The organism is Methanomicrobium sp., from assembly GCF_055145805.1.
Genome location: NZ_JBSREC010000029.1, coordinates 22,372 through 39,214 on the forward strand (window position 1 = coordinate 22,372; position 16,843 = coordinate 39,214).

Here is a 16,843-nt window from a genome sequence, read left to right on the forward strand (position 1 = left end):
TTTCTTAAGAAGTTCATTAGGGGATAATACTATATGAGATTTGTTAGATATTGACAGCAAAAAACGGCTAAAATGAGAAAAATCAGATTGAAACAGAGAAATTAAGAAAAAAAATATTAAAAAACGAGTGCACCGACCGGGAATTGAACCCGGGCTATTGGCTTGGAAGGCCAAAGTCATGCCACTAGACCATCAGTGCAGAATCTGCTCAAGCATCGTAATGCCTGTGCCATACTATTTTGCTGTTGCTTGTTATTAAAAATATTGATTATGTTTTTGTATAGAACTCTGTTTATTAAAAATTGAAGGAAAAAATGGATTTTAATCTTATAATTTTCAGTACCCGCGAATTTCAGACTCAATCTTTTCAAGAGCTGAAATACGCTTCTCAAGCGGCGGGTGGGTTGCCAAAAGCTCGGTTAAACTCTTTCCTGAAATTGCAGGGATTATGAAAAAGGCATTTGCACCCTCAATCTCCTGCTTCTTTTCTGCAGGGACATAATCCATTCTTCCGCTTATCTTCTTTAAAGCCGATATAAGTGCCTTAGGATTGCCGGTAATCATCGCACTTCCCCTGTCTGCCGCAAACTCACGATAGCGTGAGAGCAGAAGCATAAGAAGGGTTGCAATAATCCAGACAAATATTGAAACAATCCAGATCGCAATCCATGCACCGCTGTTATTTCTCCCGCCGAAGAGATTCATAATCAGCGCATTCTGCATTAAAATTGATGCAATCATAGCAAGGAAACTCGCAACCGTCATCGTAAGGATGTCACGGTTTTTAACATGCGAAAGCTCGTGTGCCAAAACTGCTTCAAGCTCTTCCCTGTTTAAGGTTCTCATAATCGAGTCTGTAACCGCCACAACTGCATGAGAAGGGCTTCTTCCTGTCGCAAACGCATTTGGAACCGGAGACGGCATAACAGCAATCCTCGGTTTGGGAAGTCCTGCCTCATTACAGAGTTTTTCAATCATCACGTGAAGATCAGGCTCCTCATCCTCTGCAACGATTCTTGCACGGGTTGATGCCAGAACAAGTTTGTCTGAGAAGAAATACTGCCCGAATGCAAAGAGAAATGCAATTGCTATTAAGAATACGAAATATCCGGGGAAAAAGAAATTAATTGCGCCTATGAAGAACAGGTAGACTGCCAGGATTAAAATCCATGTGAGAAAGACACGACCTGTCAGTCCCCAGTCCCTCTTCCAATTACCTATCATGATAACATATATGTTAGGAGAACTTTGCATAAATACATCCTGCCACCGGCAAAGATTAAACAAAATCAGATGAAACCCGGGGGATACCCCCATATCTTTTCAGGTCTGAATAAAAATCAGCTTTTTTCTGTAAAAAACGGCTGAAAAAAAATTAGAACCTGTTTCAAAAATTTTTCAGGAGAAATTCAAGATCGAAATCTTTTATAGATAGATTTTCAACAATTGATACATGGAGGAAGATAGCGCACCAGAGAAAATTGGCGATGTTGCTTATGGAATTTTCGAGATCATCCTCAACAGGGAGCTTAAAAAACGCGGGCGGTATCTTTTTGAAAGGGTTGAGGCAGATGAAAATTTCCGGAAAGATTTTGAGGATATCTTCCGGGATTTTTCAGCCGAATACAAGATGCTTGCCGATGCACTCATAGAAGACTTCAAAACATCTGAGGAAATATACAAAAAAATCTGTGGGGGAGAGGGAGTTTATCCGTCAAAAACAACGCATGTCTACTGGATTGTGCAGGACGCACCTGACTTTGCAGCAAGTCAGGACGACGAGGATAAAGGCGGAAAATGGCTTGTTTTTGTTGAAAAAGAAGGAGCTGATGAGATGTGGAAAAAAATAAGGAATGCAACAGTTGAAAACAGACTCGGCATCACATCAAAAGTATCAACAGCAAAACATAATCCCGACTCAAGAGATGAGAGGACTGTAATCTATGTAAATACATCCGACTGGGAGGATAAGGATGATGTTATGCGAATCAGGGAAGTCTTAAATGAACTCGGTGTTGAGCAGCGCATAGGATACAAAAGAAATATCGAGACCTACCAGGGCGAATATTCAGAACACGGCAAAAAAGTAACATACTACAGCGCCTGATAAAATCAGGTTGGGATTACCTCTGGTAATATCAAAAAAATCATTAAAATTCTTTTTTTAAATCAGGTAATTAATAATTCCTGTCCAAAAAAGGCAGTTTTTATTAAAACCGGTTTGTCATAACGGAAGAAATGTTCATGACGAAAAGACGCCATGCACGATTTTGCAAAAAATATAGAAATTCTGCGCATAATCTGGATGCGCAGAGAATAGATTATGCTTTTCTTTCCTTGTTCTTTGGTCTGAGATTGTCTGAACCACACTTGCGGCACTTTGTTGCACGTTTTGCATTTCTTGCATTGCATTTCATGCATATTTTTACGTCAAGGAGCCTTGCTTCTGCCTCTGGAAATCTTGCCATATTTGTATACCCCTGTAAATCTAAATTTCAGTTCTATATACAACGATGTCTGCGGTATTAACATTTTTGGAAAACGGATGATATTAAAAGCACAGGCACAGGTTACATAGGGATTCAAAAGACTTCATTGTCACGGAAAAAGCAGGAAAAGCTGGCGAAATTTCTTTAAAATCCCCCCGGCCTTTGCATTTTTTCCTGCTCTTCCATATGACCGGACACCACACATTTAATGCCCGGCAGATAAGATGAAATTCTTATAAAACCTGAAACCGGATTTTTATGAAAAATCCCCAAAAAGCCATCACAAAAAAGATCTAAAAGGAATTTTCAGGCAGGCATCTCATGAGAACGCAGGCGCGCCTGTTTATTTCCGGTTCTCCAAAAACCAGTCCTTAAAAACAGCAAGCGCACGTGCCCTGTGGGACACTGCTGATTTTTCAGACATCCCAATCTCTGCAAATGTCCTGCCTCCGGTTTCAAATATCGGATCATACCCAAAACCCTCCTGACCTCTCGGGGCCTTTGTTATTTCACCTTCCACCCTGCCCTTAAACACAAAAATTCCTTCAGAATCGGCATACGCAACTGCGGTCTCAAAATATGAATTCCTGTCCTCCTTACCCTCCATAAGTCTGAGGATCCCCTCCATTCCTATGGTGTCAAGAACATATGCGGCATATGCTCCGGGAAAACCGTTCAGCTCCCGGATGTAAAAGCCCGTATCATCCACAATCAGCGGTTTTTTTAGAATTTGAAAAGCAGCCTCCGCTTTTCCCCTCGCAACAATCCCCACATCATCGCTTTTCGTCTCGGGAAGATCTATTTTTATATGACCCACATCTGCAAGGCCTTCAAAAAATGATGCGACCTCTTCTGCCTTATTGACGTTACCTGTGACAACCGTAATTTCCAACTAAACTACCTCTTTCTATTAATCTCGCAGTAATACAGATAAATCTCCCATAAGAATTAAGCAGGGGCCTCTCCCTTCTCATGTTTTACAAGAACTCTCAGGTACAGAGTTCCCCATGCAAAGCCCAGAAGTCCTCCAGATACATTCCCCAGGACAACCCCATACCAGACTCCTACCTCACCCATACCAAGCACAACCCCCATCACATACGCAAATACTGCAATAAATACCAGGTTTCTGAAGATATTTATGATAAAAGATATCATACCACGGCCTGTTCCCTGAAAAACGGATGAAGACATCATTCCTAGAGCTGCAAACGGATAAAACATGCACATCGTCTGAATAAAACCTATAAATGACGGGGCCAGATAAGCACTTTCAGGAGAGTATGTGAACAGAGAAGTTATCTGCGGCGCAAACACCCACGTTACAACGCTTGTAAAGATGCTTATTGCAATTCCTATCTTTACAGAATAATTCAGGACAACCTTTAAGTTTTCAAACTTTCTTGCGCCGAAATTCGCACCGACAACAGATACTGATGAGGTTGCGATTGCAGCAAGGGGAATTATTGCAAACATTACAATACGCCACCCGCCTGTGTAAACCGCAACGGCATCTGTTCCTGCAACATCGACAAGTATCATATTGATTATTACAAGCACAAGCGACATCAGGAAAAACTCAAAACTTGCAGGCATGCCGACAGAGAGGATGGTCTTTATAATTTTTTTATTGTAGGAGAAATTACTGAGCCGAAGAGAAATATACGAGTCCCTTTTAACCAAAAACCAGTATAAAATAAGACATGATACAACCGAGACTGAGGCCAGAGTAGCCCATGCGGCACCGGCAATTCCCCAGTCCAGCCAGTATATCATAACAGGATCCAAAACCATGTTAAGAAGAGCTGAAAGGGCCATTGCATACATCGTCCTCTTCGTATCCCCCTCTGCCCTCAAAACAGCATATCCGATATTTGTAAAGATGAGCAGAGCCGTACCTGCAAATATAATCTGTCCGTAAGTAACTGCCAGATCAGTTGCACTTCCCGCACCCATCGCAATCATAATGGGCTCTAAAAGAAGCATCAGCGGGACTGTCACTACAAGAGAAAGTGCGGTTGTAAAGAGAAAGGAGTGGACTGCGGCATTGTCAGCCCCCGATCTGTTTTTTGCACCAATCAGGCGTGAGATCGCCGAGTTGACTCCGACACCCAGACCGTTTCCAAGACCTATTAAAATCATAAAAACAGGCATTACAAAACCTACCGCTGCAAGCGCCCCTGAACCAAGCCCTGCAACCCATACCGCATCAACAAGGTTATAAATCGAGAACAGAAGCATTGCGACAATCATCGGCCCTGAAAGTTTGATTATCGCTTTTTTTGGCTCTCCCGTTAAAAGAGATACCCCGCGGGTCATAATTCCCCCGATATTTCCATTGCTTTTAAAAATATCTGCTGAATTATCTTTTTCCATCTTAGTTCCCTTTTTTATTTTTATGAAAATTCTGACTGCTTTTCAGAGCTGATCTTTTATTGAAAAATCATATGTAAAGATCTGCATTTTATCTAAAAATGTCTGTATATTCAGTTAAAATTTTGCCACAGAAGATGATATAACTCTTTGAACCTGCAGGGTTTACATCTGTTTCAGACATGAAATCTAAAAAAAACATTAACTAAATGTCAGGTTAAGGATAAAACATGCAGATACGGATGTGTGCAGCCTGAAGGAAAGTCCCTCTCTCTCAAAATTATATGCCGATATTAAAAACGTTCTTGAAAAACAGGACTGTAAAGTTTCCGAACCAAAAGAGATTGCATACGGAATACAGTTTTGGATAAGTCTGAACAAAAAAACAGAGCTTTTCCGGATATATCAAAACAAAAAAGGCGATATAAAATTTGATTTTTCACAGGTGAAAGACAAGGGAAATCTCAAAATACTAAAGGAAATTATCAGCAAAACTGCAGATTTATCATTAACAGAAGAGAAAACAAAAAGAGCAGCGGATAAAAGAGAGCCGGGGAAAAAATCACTCAAAAATGCGACTGATAATTCCATATTAAATACCCTGAAATTTCCGATCATAGGAACAGATGAGTCAGGCAAGGGAGATTATTTCGGGCCTCTTGTCACCGCCGGAATATATGTTGATGAGGAATCAGCCTCATTTTTAAGAAAAATTGGCGTTACCGACAGCAAACTTATGGGTGACAGTCAGATAAAAAAAATTGCCGGAAAAATCCGGGAAAACTGCCCTGATTGTTATTCGATAATAGAGATCTCTCCCGAGAGATACAACCGTCTCTATGAGCAGTTCAGGCAGGAGAACAAAAACTTAAATTCACTTCTTGCATGGGCACATGCAAAGGCAATAGAGGATGTTCTCGCCAAAAAAGACTGTGATAAAGCCATATCTGATCAGTTTGCAGACGAGAGGTACATCCTCGGAAGACTCCAGACGAAGGGAAGAAAGATAAAACTGATTCAGATGCACAGGGCTGAGAGAAACATTGCGGTTGCAGCGGCATCAATTCTTGCAAGAGATACATTTCTTGAAAAGATGGAATCACTGTCAAAGGATGCCGGAATTATTCTGCCGAAAGGTGCATCACCTGCCGTAATCCGGGCAGGAAAGGAGATTGTCAGTAAATTAGGCAGGGATGCACTCTTAAAATATGCAAAAGTTCACTTTAAGACAACGGAAGATATTCTGAAATAACAAAATGAAACAGATGAACAGCACAGACTTCCCTTTGATTTCAGAAAAACCTCTAAAAATTGTCCGGAACATAATCAAAAATAATATTTATAATAATATAACTCTTTTAACAAAAGGTGTTTGAAACAGATGGATGATTTGGGGGTATCCGGAAATCTCGGAACAATTCTTATGATATTTGTTCTGGTGATTGTTGCCGTAACTGTGACCGTAATGGCCACAGGCATTGCAGGAGGGGAAACGGGACTTGAAAAGCCAAAATTCGCAATGTTTGAAGCAGGGACTATTATGGGATATGACCGTTACGCGCCTCACGATTTTGACATTCCGGTGATAAAAATTTCCCAGACGGGCGGTGACAATCTTGATATCAGATATACTGAGGGCACTCACAGCGGACTTGAGGGCACCAAATTTTATCTCTATGATCCGGACGGAAACAGCAAAAAAATAACCCAGTCTGTTACAATGACAGGCGACAGTATGGATGCCGGCGAGGATTTCTATATTTTCTACTATAATATAGGCGAGGGCAGTAACATATGGATTACAAACGATATCAGAAGAATTAACAGCGGCAGCGGCGTCCAGAAATTTTCGCCTTCAGGCACATGGCGTATCCTTGTAGTAGATGATGACAACAGGGGAACCATAATTCTTGACAAAAATCTGGAATTATAATCTTTTTTTTAGCCGGAAATTCAGCTCTTCAAAAATCCTCTGAGAAATTAGCAATCGAAAGATCGATCGGACAGATTTTTTTAACAGGGAAGATATTATAATCAGCTTAAGGTAATCAGAATTCAAAAAAATCCGGCCTATAATTCCCCTTTTTCAAATTCTTCTTTCAATGCATTTATCATGCCTGCATCCAGGTCATCGAAAAGAAGTCCGAACAGTATCCTGTCATAATATCTGCCGTTGTGCTTCCAGTATCCCCTTTGCACACCTTCCCTTTTAAAACCACACTTATCCATTATCTTCCACGAGGCTCTATTTTCCCTGACACAGTCGCCGTTTAACCGGTAGCCCCCTGCAACACAGAATGCATAATATACTAAAAATCTGCATGCCTCTGCACCAAATCCACGCCTCCAGCTGGTATCATCAAGCTGGTAGCCGATAAGGTATGCACCGTCACTGAAATCCACAGGCAGAAGTGCACACTGCCCAGCAAAACAGCCCGTCTTTTTGTCGCGTATTGTAAACACAGGAGCACGGGGAAGCCTGTTTTCAGAAATATCCTGTTTTATACCTGATATCAGCGGCTCAAAATAGCTTCTCGTAACCTCAGGCTTATTCGGTCCGAAAAAAAGCCATTCACAGACAGATGTCTTCTCGAGCATGCCTGAAACAAAAGGCAGATCCTTATCAGACATATATGAAAAAATAAGTTTTTTTCCTGTAAATTCTGTATTCATACGGCAACAGGTCCTGTAAAATTTTATCTACCTGATGAACCATAATACACACGATAAAAAATTCTCTGAATCTCAGAGATGTGCCTTATCAAAGGCCTTCTGCCGGCAGAAAGGTGCGAAAAGTTATATCTTTTCTTCAGGCCGGCTGATTTTTTTTAAACATAGCCATGCAGCAGGAATATTCTGATTTAAAAAATGTGAAAAAAGTTGTTTTCAGGATTATGCAGGAGGTGCACCCTGAGGCATAGCCCCTGGAGGCATATCGCCTGAAGGCCCAAGTGCAGCCTCAAGCTCCTCAACAGTAATTCCGAGAGTTGCAGCAGCTGTATCCAGATCTACCTGTCCGGACTCATCCATATCCCCAAGGGCGGCTTCAAGCTCCTCAACAGTAACCCCGAGAGTTTCAGCAGCTGCGGTTAAGTCAGGTCCGCCACGAACAGCGCCCCCTGTTTCACCCATACCTTCAGCAGGCATTTCTCCGGGAGGCATCTTTTCAGCTGTAATCTCAGGTTTTTCAATTATGACATCTTCTGTTGTCATAACATCAGAAGTTGATTCTGTCTGTGATGTACATCCGCCAGCAATCAGGCAAAGTACAGTCATTGAAACTGCGAACAATAAAATTATCTTATTTTTACTCTTTTTTTCCATATTATTTCCTCATATTTATTTACAAATTTTTTTCTGAAACACTGCATCCCTTTTTTGGGATAATATCCGTTAATCTGATGAATTCATCAACAGATTCAGATAAACAAAAAGATTCTGATTAGTCACATGCCTCTGAAACCCCGGTTTCGTTTTTGGTTTTTTGTTTCTCTGAGGAATCTTTTGAATAAAATATTTTTATTTCAGCAGCATCACGGAGGAAATCAATCCTCTCCACTTCAATATCCAGAACATTAAGTCCTGTTCTCTCCTTTAGATCCTCAATCATCTCCTCTTTTCTGCCTGCCTTTACAAGCTCTATCTTCTCATACAAAACCTCCTTTTGCATAGGCTCACTTTTAAAGCCCCAGCCGTTTTCAAGAATCCAGATGACAAAGATAAGCATCAGGTTTATGACCAAAATCCTGCTGTACTCGCCTGATTCAAAGAGCACTGAATTGAGGATTGGAAGTGCGACCATCACAAAGAGATATGTCATCTCCCTTATCGGGACAGTCTCTGTTCTGTATCTCAGAATTGAGAAGAGAGCGAATAGTCCGAACCCTGCACCGATAGAGAGTTCTATGCTGGTGAAAAGGCCCATTATGAAATACACTATTGCATTGAATGCAAGAAATGTAAATATGAAATTGTGCCCGCTTTTTTTTGGATAGTAGATGAATCTGACAATTATAAACGCACTGATGAAATTAAGGAAAAAGCCTGCAATCAAAAGCAGAGTGGAATCCGTCAGCACAGCGCCTCACCTCCGGAAATCCGGGAGAGATACATCAGGTTTGGCTTGAAACGGTTGTGCTTCAGGTTTTTATATATGAGCGATACTCCGATGCAGTACTTTGAAAAGCTCCTCTTCCGGACACCATACTTCTGCATTACAGAGAGAGCCTTTGAGTCAGAGGCATTTTTGCCGCTTTTTACTTCGGCGATTACAACCCCCGACAATGAGATTCTCTTATCGAAATTGCTGAATGTCAGGCCAAAGTCAAATGTGATTCTCTCATCATAGTTCTTTGATACAAGAGTAACCCTTGAATATTCTGTTGTCAGAACCGGATGAAAATCATGATAGTCATACGGAAAGTTGGATTTCAAAAACAGGTCCTGATCTTCTTCCGGGAGTATTCCGGATTCACCGGTCTCAATACGCCTCTTTATCGTAACCCCGGTATTTTTCTTCTCCTTAATCTCCACATAGCTTTCGCCTGAAGAGAGATAACGGCGGGTTCTCAGCTTGTAACGGTTCAGTTTTCCGCTGTGGTGCTGATGATAGGTTATGAAGGAATTGTCATCATAATAGACAGTTTCATAACCGCTTAATGTGCAGCCGTCAACATCAAGGATTCTGTAATCTCCTGACAGTGCAGAGATTATCTCCATGCATTCCTCAAAGTTCATCAGGTATTTTGACTCACGTCTGCTCATGAGATTGGCGTCAGATTTTTTCAGTTCATCCAGGGTTATTATTTCATAATTTTTTGTTCCGGACAGAATTTTATCTGTTATATTGTTATCCTCATCCGGATTATTCCCTGATATTGCTTTCATATTTTAATCTCCATATTTTCGGTTTTTTCGTTATTGTTCGGAGATAAACTCCATAACCGCATCATAGCGGCTGTATGTATGTTCGATGAGCTCACTTAGTGAGGCATCAAACTCTGCCGCGTTCTTCAGATTGGTATACCCTTCTGTTTCTCCCTCTGCACCGGTGACATAGGGGCTGATGAGATCATAATTAAACTGGTATTTTTCTTCCATTGCTTCCGGTTCAAAGACGGTTTTTACGACTTCCTCAATGTCATCCAGATACATTGCATGATACACGGGGTCGTCCATCAGGTAGCGGATAAGCGGCCAGGAATCGTCAGCCTCATCCAGACTCAGCGAGAGCGTTGTTCCCTTCCCTCCGCCTCCGTTCTGCATCATCATATCTTCATTCCCTGTGGCTTCCAGTGGCGGGGCCATCTGCTGGCCGCCCATGGTTCTGCCTCCTCCTGCGGGAGGCATAGTGTCCTCACCCTCAACCCATTCATGCGTCTGCATCTCTCCTCCGAAATCCGGGATGCCGGCGTTTGTTATCTGCACGTCATCTGGCTGCCCCATTTGTCCGCCTGCGGCATCTGCATTCTTTCCTGCGGAAATTGCCTCGTTGTTGTCCCAGGGAATAAAGGTAATCGTCCCGTCCGATGGATCGGTGTAGAGATAGTAATTCTTGCTAGCAATTCCATAGGAGTCCCAGTTCTGGATAACCGTATTAACAGCAAGCCACCTGATGAATCCTTCAGCATTGAATACCTCTTCAAGGTTTTCTCTCCATTCTTCGGGGTCTGTTGTCCGTGTATCGTCATTGAGAATGGTATACAATGCTTCCACATCGCTCCAGTCCTCCTCATCTTCGTTCGTCTTCTTTTCAAAGTATTCAGTGCCAAATGTGCCTTCTGCAAACGTTGCTCCTGTTCCCTCGGGCTTGTACACATTTCCTGAATCGTCAGTAAAAGCAGTCTCAATCAGGGTGTCTTCAACACTCTCGATCATGGTGTACATGCCAAAGTATACCGGCCCTTCTCCATAATCGACATACACACGGTAAAACGCTGTATCGGGAGCAGCAACTCCTGCATCACTGAATATTTCCGGGGCAATCTTATCCCTCATCAGTGAGCTGTCACCAAATCCGCTCTTCAGGTTCAGTTCGTCAAATCCATAGAACCGCTGATTTTTAATCTCCGGATTTTCATCCTCGAATTTATCAAAATTCAGTTTCAGTGAGAGCTTATACGAGCCGCTCGTCCACGTATTTCCAAGGGTTGACTGCCCCTTGAACCGTATACCGACATCAGTCCATTCTTTATCGTCAAAGGTGATGTCTGCCGGAACGGTGACCGGATCAAAATCAAAGCTTTCTTCCCGGTTTCCTCCGCCTCCACCTCCCATTGCTTTGGTCCGGGCAGTGGAAGATCCGCCGAATTCTCCGAATTCTGCTGTCATGTCATCAAGCATAATCTGCCAGTTTTCCGGCGATACGGTAATTGTGATCTCATTTACCTCATCGTCAGGAAATACGGTTGAGTAATCCGGATCTGCATTGCTGCCATGCGAAAAATCATCTTTATCCCAGGAAACTTCTGTGGTCGTGGTTGTTTTTTCATTCCCGTTTTGGGCCTCAGTACAGCCACAGCTAAAGATAACCGCTGCAGTTAAGGCAACCGTCAGAAAAATTAAAAAAAATATTTTTTTATATGGACGGATATCTGTTTCCGACCTGTCTTTTCCCAAAATATCCTGCTTTTTGTCATCATCTCTTAACACAATGTATAGTAATCTTTACATTATGTTATATATATGATATATATGGTCGTGGTTAAACAAAAGTAAAATTTTAAATGATAAAACCCTTTTAAAAATTAAAAAAATCCCCTGATTAATCAGGAATAACAGTAATAATACTCAGATTCATATTTATTTAATGCAGGATGTTCAGTGAAGATAACGGCCCCTCTGTTTTATCTCAGAGACACGCTCCAGAATTTCGTCAGCCTCCCTGAAAACCGACCTGTAACCTTTTGAAAAAGCTTCATTTAAATTTTCACATTTGGGTGCCGTACTCTCAAGAGTCTGGAAGAATACATGAACATCAACACCCCCGTGACTCTGTCTCGGATGATATATATGAAAACCCGAAATCAATGAGATAAACACCTTTTAAGCCACTATCATCGACTATCATATTTGAGGTAGTGAGATCACCATTGATTATCCCGCCGTTGTGAAGTCTGCCAACCTCAATTCCCGCATTGCAGACATTCTCCTCTGTCAGAAATTCTCTCAAAGATAATCTCTAAAAATCCAAAGGTTTTCTATTGAATCCGGATTTTATAATAATCAATTACTTTTTTTTAAAAAAATCAGAATAGTTAAACAATAAATATAAATTAAAAAGGTTTTTTTATGTAAATGTTTAAAGAAAGTATTACTAAATTTTACAAAGATATAATTTTTTACAAGGAGTTTGAGAATGAACACATATAAAAAAAGGATGATAATAAGAATTTTCCCGGCATTAATGCTGATTTCAGCATTATTGCTTGTACCTGTCATGGGTGCACCCATGATTGACAGGGATGTTTCACTTTCAGATAAAACTGCTACAATCAAATTCACCGTTAGTGCAGACGAACCTTTCGCTGTCGGAATTGTAGAGACCATACCTGCGGGATGGACTTTTGCAGATAATGACAATCAGGTATCTTCCTCAAAAAATTTTGAAACTGACCGTACAGGCAATAAAATTGCATTTTATCTTTCAGATGAAAAATCGGCATCATATGAATTAACCGGAGAAGGAGATGGAAAAACAGGATTTAAAACAGAATGGGTTAATCTCCTGACACTTTCTCCGGACATTGAAGAAGGAAAAGAGAGATGGATGACACTTGGAGATGATTCTGCTTCGGAAAATATTAATGATGATTTAGATTTTGAGACAAAGAAAAGCCCGGGATTTGGAATTTTGGCGGTTATTATTGCCTTCATAACAACAGGGGCGATAATGATTACGGCAAAGAGAAAGGAGGCATAGAATATGAACATTTCAAATAAAATAATAATTACCACATTTTTTTTGGTCTCATTTATATTTTCAACAGTAATTGCGGCAGACACTCTCCCTCTCGGAGCAGACGTAGAGATTACGGAGACAATGGTATCAAATGCAGTATGCAATTACATGCTTGAAAAAGGTGACCTGACTCTTGATGAGGTCTCGGATGCAGCATATGTTTACACAGTCTGGGATGGAAAACCACACACTGTAACTGACATGGATGGAAGAACTATGACGTTTTACCGGCCGATTGAGAGAATAATAACCACAAATCCGGATAATTCACGCCTGGTAATCACTTACGGCGATGGTTCCCTTCTTGTTGGATCAGATGAGTGCACAGTAGGATCAGGATGTGTATGCCCTATGACCACAGGAAATGAGATTTACTGTGAGGAATGCTGGGACAGCTGCACAGAAGGCGGACTTAACAATCTGCCACAGACTAGCACAAGATATGAGGTCAATTATGAGTATATGGCATCCTTAAGGCCGGACATCATCTTTGAAGCTGAATTCTGGAAAGACCGTGCTGATGACATGGCCGAAAAGGCAGGCGCACCGGTCTTTGTTTCCGGATGCGACTTTGAATACAGCACAATGAAAAACCACTTTGTATCAGTAGGAGAGGTTCTCTCAAAGGAGAAAGAGGCAGATGAACTTGTCTCCTTAATGGATGAAAAAATTGAGATGATAACATCCATAACAGACAATATTCCTGAAGATGAAAGGCTGACTGTTTATTTCGCTCCAAGAGGCGCAAAGAAGGGATTTTATGACGCAAAAGAGGGCAGGGACTTTACAAGAACAGTGAATACCTATGATGCCCTGACTATGGCAGGCGGAATTAATGTTGCAGAGGAATGTGCAGACGGCGATGTAAATGTGGCAATTGAACAGATAATCGCCTGGAATCCTGATGTTGTCCTTGTTGCATGTTCTGACCCTGAAGATGTGGGCCTTCAGTTCATCCTTGACGCTCCTGAACTTCAGTCAATTAAAGCCGTCAAAGAAGGGAAGGTCTATAATGTCTTTTATCCAAACTGCCGTGGCCGTCCGACTGACATTAATCTCATCAACCTGATCTATATCGCAAAGATACTCTATCCTGACAAATTCGCAGACATAGATATGGAAGCCGAAGGTAATGAAATTAAAAAAGCATTCCTTGGAGTTGACGGGGTTTATACCGCATACTCTGAATATCTCAAATTCCCGGTGGAGCAGAAAATATGATGGGCATAGTTGACCACAACCGGATATGGAAAATATTCAGAAAAAAGAATACAAATCCTTCTTTTAACTGGGATAACAGAGCAGAATCATTTAATAAAGTGGTCTTAGGAACATCAGCTGAAGTTGAAAAAAATGTCCGGCTGCTTGGTCTTTTGCCAACAGATACCGTTTTAGACATGGGAGCAGGAACAGGAAGATATGCAGTACCACTTGCACAAAATTCCGCTCATTTAACTGCACTTGAGCCTTCAAAGGGAATGCTTGCCTATCTTGAAGAAAATATGAAAAAAGCAGGCATTACAAATTATTCCACAGTAAACAAAAAAATAGAGGATATTGAAATCGGCATTGACATTCCTGTGCATGACGTTGTATTTGCGTCAAATTCACTTGGATTTGACGATCTAAGAGCAGGACTTGAAAAACTGGACTCGGCAGCGAAGAGAATTGTTAATATTCTCTGGTTTGCCGGGCCTGCCCGCCATATGCCCGATCCTGAACTGATGAAAAGACTCGGGACTGATATTTCTGATATTGCATCGCCGGACTACAACACTATTACAAATGTGCTTCACCAGATGGGTATCTATGCAAATGTCTCTGTTGAAAAAACAAACAGAAACCAGAATTATGATTCAACTAATGAAGCGGCGGATTTCTGGATAGAGAGAGGAAACTACACAGAGGATATGCAGGATACAATCAGGGAATACATGAAAGAGACCCTGATACCGGATGAAAATGGCAGATTCCAATCACAAAGAACCAATTACTCCGCAAGGATCTGGTGGGAAAAGGAGGTTTTCCATTAATGGATCCGGAATACGAACCGGTATCCGAACATGCAAAAAAACACAGATTAGAGCGCAATAAAAAGCTGGAGGAGGTTCAAAAAGAGCATAAAAGGCTTAGAGGAAAAAAGATGACATTCCTGGCCGGAATTTTAGGTGCGATATTTATTGCTATTGGATTCATAGTTACTCTCGGGCCGCTGGACATCTCATTTTTTCAGGTTTATGAGACACTCTTTGCAAAATTCACACCGTCATTTTTCTATATGGACGAAGTATATGAACAGGTCGTATGGAATATCCGGTTCCCAAGAATAATAGGTGGAATATTTGCCGGATTCGGATTTGGAATATGCGGATGTGTAATGCAGGCTGTGCTTAAAAATCCACTTGCAAGCCCTTTTACACTGGGAATATCAGCAGGAGCACATTTTGGAGTTGCTCTGGCTGCAGTTTTTGGCGTTGCCTTAATTGGCGGGGCTTATCTCCTGATTGCCAATGCATTCTTTTTTGCAATGATTTGTTCTCTTTTTATTGTTGCCCTTGCCGCCCTTAAGGGCGCCACATCAGAGACCCTCATTCTTGCCGGAATTGCTGTGAATTACCTGTTTTCAGGACTTTCACAGCTCATGGCTTATTTTGCAAACGATGAACAGCTCCGTCTTATGACAACATGGGGTATGGGAGATCTGTCTGCATTTTCATGGAACAAGTTTCTGCTTTTTTTTGTGATTTTCGCAATATGCACTCCGCTTCTGATGTTAAAAGCACAGGATCTAAATCTTATGACAATAGGGGATGATTCAGCAAAAAGTCTTGGAGTTGATGCAGACCGGGTCAGGATGTTTACGATGCTTATATCCTCATTCCTTGTTGCAACAATCGTATGCTTTACAGGAACAATAGGCTTTATAGGGCTTGTTGCACCCCATATGGCAAGAATGGTAATCGGAGCTGATCACAGAATCTTAATTCCGGCATCAGGTATTCTCGGAGCCATGCTTCTAATTGCCGCAGATGCAGTTGCAATGAACATAATCGGCCCGGTTATAATCCCGACAGGAATTATGACTTCACTGCTTGGTGTACCGTTCTTCCTGTACCTGATACTTAAAGGAAAGAAAAAGGAGTTCTGGCAATGAAAATCAAACTTTCTGTAAGGGATCTTGAATTTGCGTACGATTCAGTGCCTGTTCTTTCAGGGATGGAAATGAATATCAGAGAAGGCTCAATGGTTTCAGTACTCGGGCCAAACGGATGCGGCAAATCGACATTTCTCAAATGCATAAACAGGATACTTAATCCCCAAAATGGATCTATTGAAGTTAACGGAAAGTCAACAGGGAATATTTCAAGGCGTGAACTTGCAAAGCAGATGTCCTATGTGCCACAGTCTTCAGTAAGGGTGTTTCCACATACCGTTTTTGATGTTATTTTAATGGGCAGAAGGCCGCATCTCGGATGGACAAGTTCAGGCGGGGATGAGGAAAGAGTCTGGGATGTAATAGATCTTCTCGGGCTTGAGGATATTGCCCTGTCGTCTTTCAATGCACTTTCCGGAGGACAGCAGCAAAAAGCACTCATTGGAAGAGCCCTTGTCCAGGAGACCGGGCTTATGCTCCTTGACGAACCAACCTCAAATCTCGACCTCTGGCATCAGATGGATGTAATGAGGATTGTTGAGGAACTCGTAAGCCAGGGTAAAATTACAGCAATGATGGCAGTTCATGATCTTAACATGGCGGCGAAGTATTCTCATGAGATTATAATGATGAAAAAGGGACAGATTATCGCCACAGGAACCCCCAGAGAAGTTTTAACCCGGGAAAATATTGCATTTGTATATGGTGTCGAAGCAGAGATCAGGGACTTGAATGATGGCAACACCCCGCTTGTTGTTCCATTAAGCCAGATTAAAAGCGACTGCTGCATGCCGGTTCCTCCTGATAAAATACCGTTTAAGACATCAGTATAAGAAACATTTAAAAACGGCATAATTAGCAATCAGC

The 16,843-nt window shown here is 41.6% G+C and carries 19 protein-coding genes and 1 tRNA gene; 8 read left to right on the plus strand and 12 right to left on the minus strand.

Annotated elements, in window-relative coordinates:
* Window positions 1-128: 128 nt before the first annotated feature.
* Window positions 129-199: transfer RNA gene (locus ACTB1O_RS02085), tRNA-Gly, on the minus strand.
* Window positions 200-336: 137 nt separating this feature from the next.
* Window positions 337-1,224: a zinc metalloprotease HtpX gene (gene htpX / locus ACTB1O_RS02090; protein ID WP_462993513.1), complete on the minus strand. Its 888-nt coding sequence runs from the start codon at window positions 1,222-1,224 to the stop codon at window positions 337-339.
* 229 nt (window positions 1,225-1,453) lie between these two features.
* On the opposite strand from htpX, the gene ACTB1O_RS02095 reads away from it, so the two are divergent.
* Window positions 1,454-2,107, plus strand: coding sequence for a putative phosphothreonine lyase domain-containing protein (locus tag ACTB1O_RS02095; protein ID WP_462993482.1), 654 nt, complete (start codon window positions 1,454-1,456; stop codon window positions 2,105-2,107).
* A 214-nt stretch (window positions 2,108-2,321) separates the two neighbouring features.
* Here the strand turns inward: ACTB1O_RS02095 and ACTB1O_RS02100 are convergent, their stop codons facing one another.
* The 3 genes from ACTB1O_RS02100 to ACTB1O_RS02110 all read right to left on the minus strand — a co-directional run bounded on the left by ACTB1O_RS02100 (window position 2,322) and on the right by ACTB1O_RS02110 (window position 4,865).
* The gene (locus ACTB1O_RS02100; RefSeq protein ID WP_462993483.1) at window positions 2,322-2,468 is read right to left on the minus strand and encodes a 50S ribosomal protein L40e; all 147 of its coding nucleotides are present in this window, start codon (window positions 2,466-2,468) and stop codon (window positions 2,322-2,324) included.
* A gap of 364 nt (window positions 2,469-2,832) precedes the next feature.
* On the minus strand, window positions 2,833-3,381 hold the full coding sequence (rdgB, locus tag ACTB1O_RS02105) for an RdgB/HAM1 family non-canonical purine NTP pyrophosphatase (RefSeq protein WP_462993484.1): 549 nt from the start codon (window positions 3,379-3,381) through the stop codon (window positions 2,833-2,835).
* A gap of 56 nt (window positions 3,382-3,437) precedes the next feature.
* On the minus strand, window positions 3,438-4,865 hold the full coding sequence (locus tag ACTB1O_RS02110) for an MATE family efflux transporter (RefSeq protein ID WP_462993485.1): 1,428 nt from the start codon (window positions 4,863-4,865) through the stop codon (window positions 3,438-3,440).
* Window positions 4,866-5,106: 241 nt separating this feature from the next.
* On the opposite strand from ACTB1O_RS02110, the gene rnhC reads away from it, so the two are divergent.
* Together rnhC and ACTB1O_RS02120 are read left to right on the plus strand one after the other, a co-directional pair.
* Complete coding sequence (gene rnhC / locus ACTB1O_RS02115) at window positions 5,107-6,114, plus strand: ribonuclease HIII (protein WP_462993486.1); 1,008 nt, start codon at window positions 5,107-5,109, stop codon at window positions 6,112-6,114.
* Between the two features lie 129 nt (window positions 6,115-6,243).
* Window positions 6,244-6,795, plus strand: coding sequence for a hypothetical protein (locus ACTB1O_RS02120; protein ID WP_462993487.1), 552 nt, complete (start codon window positions 6,244-6,246; stop codon window positions 6,793-6,795).
* Between the two features lie 137 nt (window positions 6,796-6,932).
* On the opposite strand, the gene ACTB1O_RS02125 is transcribed toward ACTB1O_RS02120, so the two are convergent.
* The 7 genes from ACTB1O_RS02125 to ACTB1O_RS02155 form a co-directional block, all read right to left on the minus strand.
* Entirely contained in the window at window positions 6,933-7,535 is a 603-nt protein-coding gene (locus ACTB1O_RS02125; RefSeq protein ID WP_462993488.1) for a GNAT family N-acetyltransferase, read from the minus strand.
* Window positions 7,536-7,754: 219 nt separating this feature from the next.
* A complete protein-coding gene (locus ACTB1O_RS02130; RefSeq protein ID WP_462993489.1) occupies window positions 7,755-8,186 on the minus strand; it encodes a hypothetical protein in 432 nt (143 codons plus the stop codon).
* A gap of 118 nt (window positions 8,187-8,304) precedes the next feature.
* Window positions 8,305-8,940, minus strand: coding sequence for a DUF4956 domain-containing protein (locus tag ACTB1O_RS02135; RefSeq protein WP_462993490.1), 636 nt, complete (start codon window positions 8,938-8,940; stop codon window positions 8,305-8,307).
* Window positions 8,934-9,749, minus strand: coding sequence for a polyphosphate polymerase domain-containing protein (locus ACTB1O_RS02140; protein WP_462993491.1), 816 nt, complete (start codon window positions 9,747-9,749; stop codon window positions 8,934-8,936). Before ACTB1O_RS02140 ends, ACTB1O_RS02135 begins: the two co-directional genes overlap by 7 nt.
* Before the next feature lie 30 nt (window positions 9,750-9,779).
* Entirely contained in the window at window positions 9,780-11,513 is a 1,734-nt protein-coding gene (locus tag ACTB1O_RS02145) for a CotH kinase family protein (protein WP_462993492.1), read from the minus strand.
* Window positions 11,514-11,681: 168 nt separating this feature from the next.
* The gene (locus tag ACTB1O_RS02150; protein WP_462993493.1) at window positions 11,682-11,891 is read right to left on the minus strand and encodes a hypothetical protein; all 210 of its coding nucleotides are present in this window, start codon (window positions 11,889-11,891) and stop codon (window positions 11,682-11,684) included.
* Complete coding sequence (locus ACTB1O_RS02155; RefSeq protein WP_462993494.1) at window positions 11,839-12,033, minus strand: hypothetical protein; 195 nt, start codon at window positions 12,031-12,033, stop codon at window positions 11,839-11,841. Before ACTB1O_RS02155 ends, ACTB1O_RS02150 begins: the two co-directional genes overlap by 53 nt.
* Window positions 12,034-12,219: 186 nt before the next feature.
* Between ACTB1O_RS02155 and ACTB1O_RS02160 the strand changes: the two genes are divergently transcribed.
* Genes ACTB1O_RS02160 through ACTB1O_RS02180 form a run of 5 tightly spaced genes read left to right on the plus strand, consistent with a single transcriptional unit; the run spans window position 12,220 to window position 16,809 of the window.
* Complete coding sequence (locus tag ACTB1O_RS02160; protein WP_462993495.1) at window positions 12,220-12,783, plus strand: hypothetical protein; 564 nt, start codon at window positions 12,220-12,222, stop codon at window positions 12,781-12,783.
* Between the two features lie 3 nt (window positions 12,784-12,786).
* A complete protein-coding gene (locus ACTB1O_RS02165; protein WP_462993496.1) occupies window positions 12,787-14,043 on the plus strand; it encodes an ABC transporter substrate-binding protein in 1,257 nt (418 codons plus the stop codon).
* Window positions 14,040-14,855, plus strand: coding sequence for a methyltransferase domain-containing protein (locus ACTB1O_RS02170; protein WP_462993497.1), 816 nt, complete (start codon window positions 14,040-14,042; stop codon window positions 14,853-14,855). The genes ACTB1O_RS02165 and ACTB1O_RS02170 overlap by 4 nt, the downstream gene beginning before the upstream one ends.
* The gene (locus ACTB1O_RS02175; protein ID WP_462993498.1) at window positions 14,855-15,976 is read left to right on the plus strand and encodes a FecCD family ABC transporter permease; all 1,122 of its coding nucleotides are present in this window, start codon (window positions 14,855-14,857) and stop codon (window positions 15,974-15,976) included. The genes ACTB1O_RS02170 and ACTB1O_RS02175 overlap by 1 nt, the downstream gene beginning before the upstream one ends.
* Window positions 15,973-16,809 (plus strand): ABC transporter ATP-binding protein, encoded by an 837-nt coding sequence (locus ACTB1O_RS02180; protein ID WP_462993499.1) that lies wholly within the window; start codon window positions 15,973-15,975, stop codon window positions 16,807-16,809. The genes ACTB1O_RS02175 and ACTB1O_RS02180 overlap by 4 nt, the downstream gene beginning before the upstream one ends.
* Window positions 16,810-16,843 lie beyond the last annotated feature (34 nt).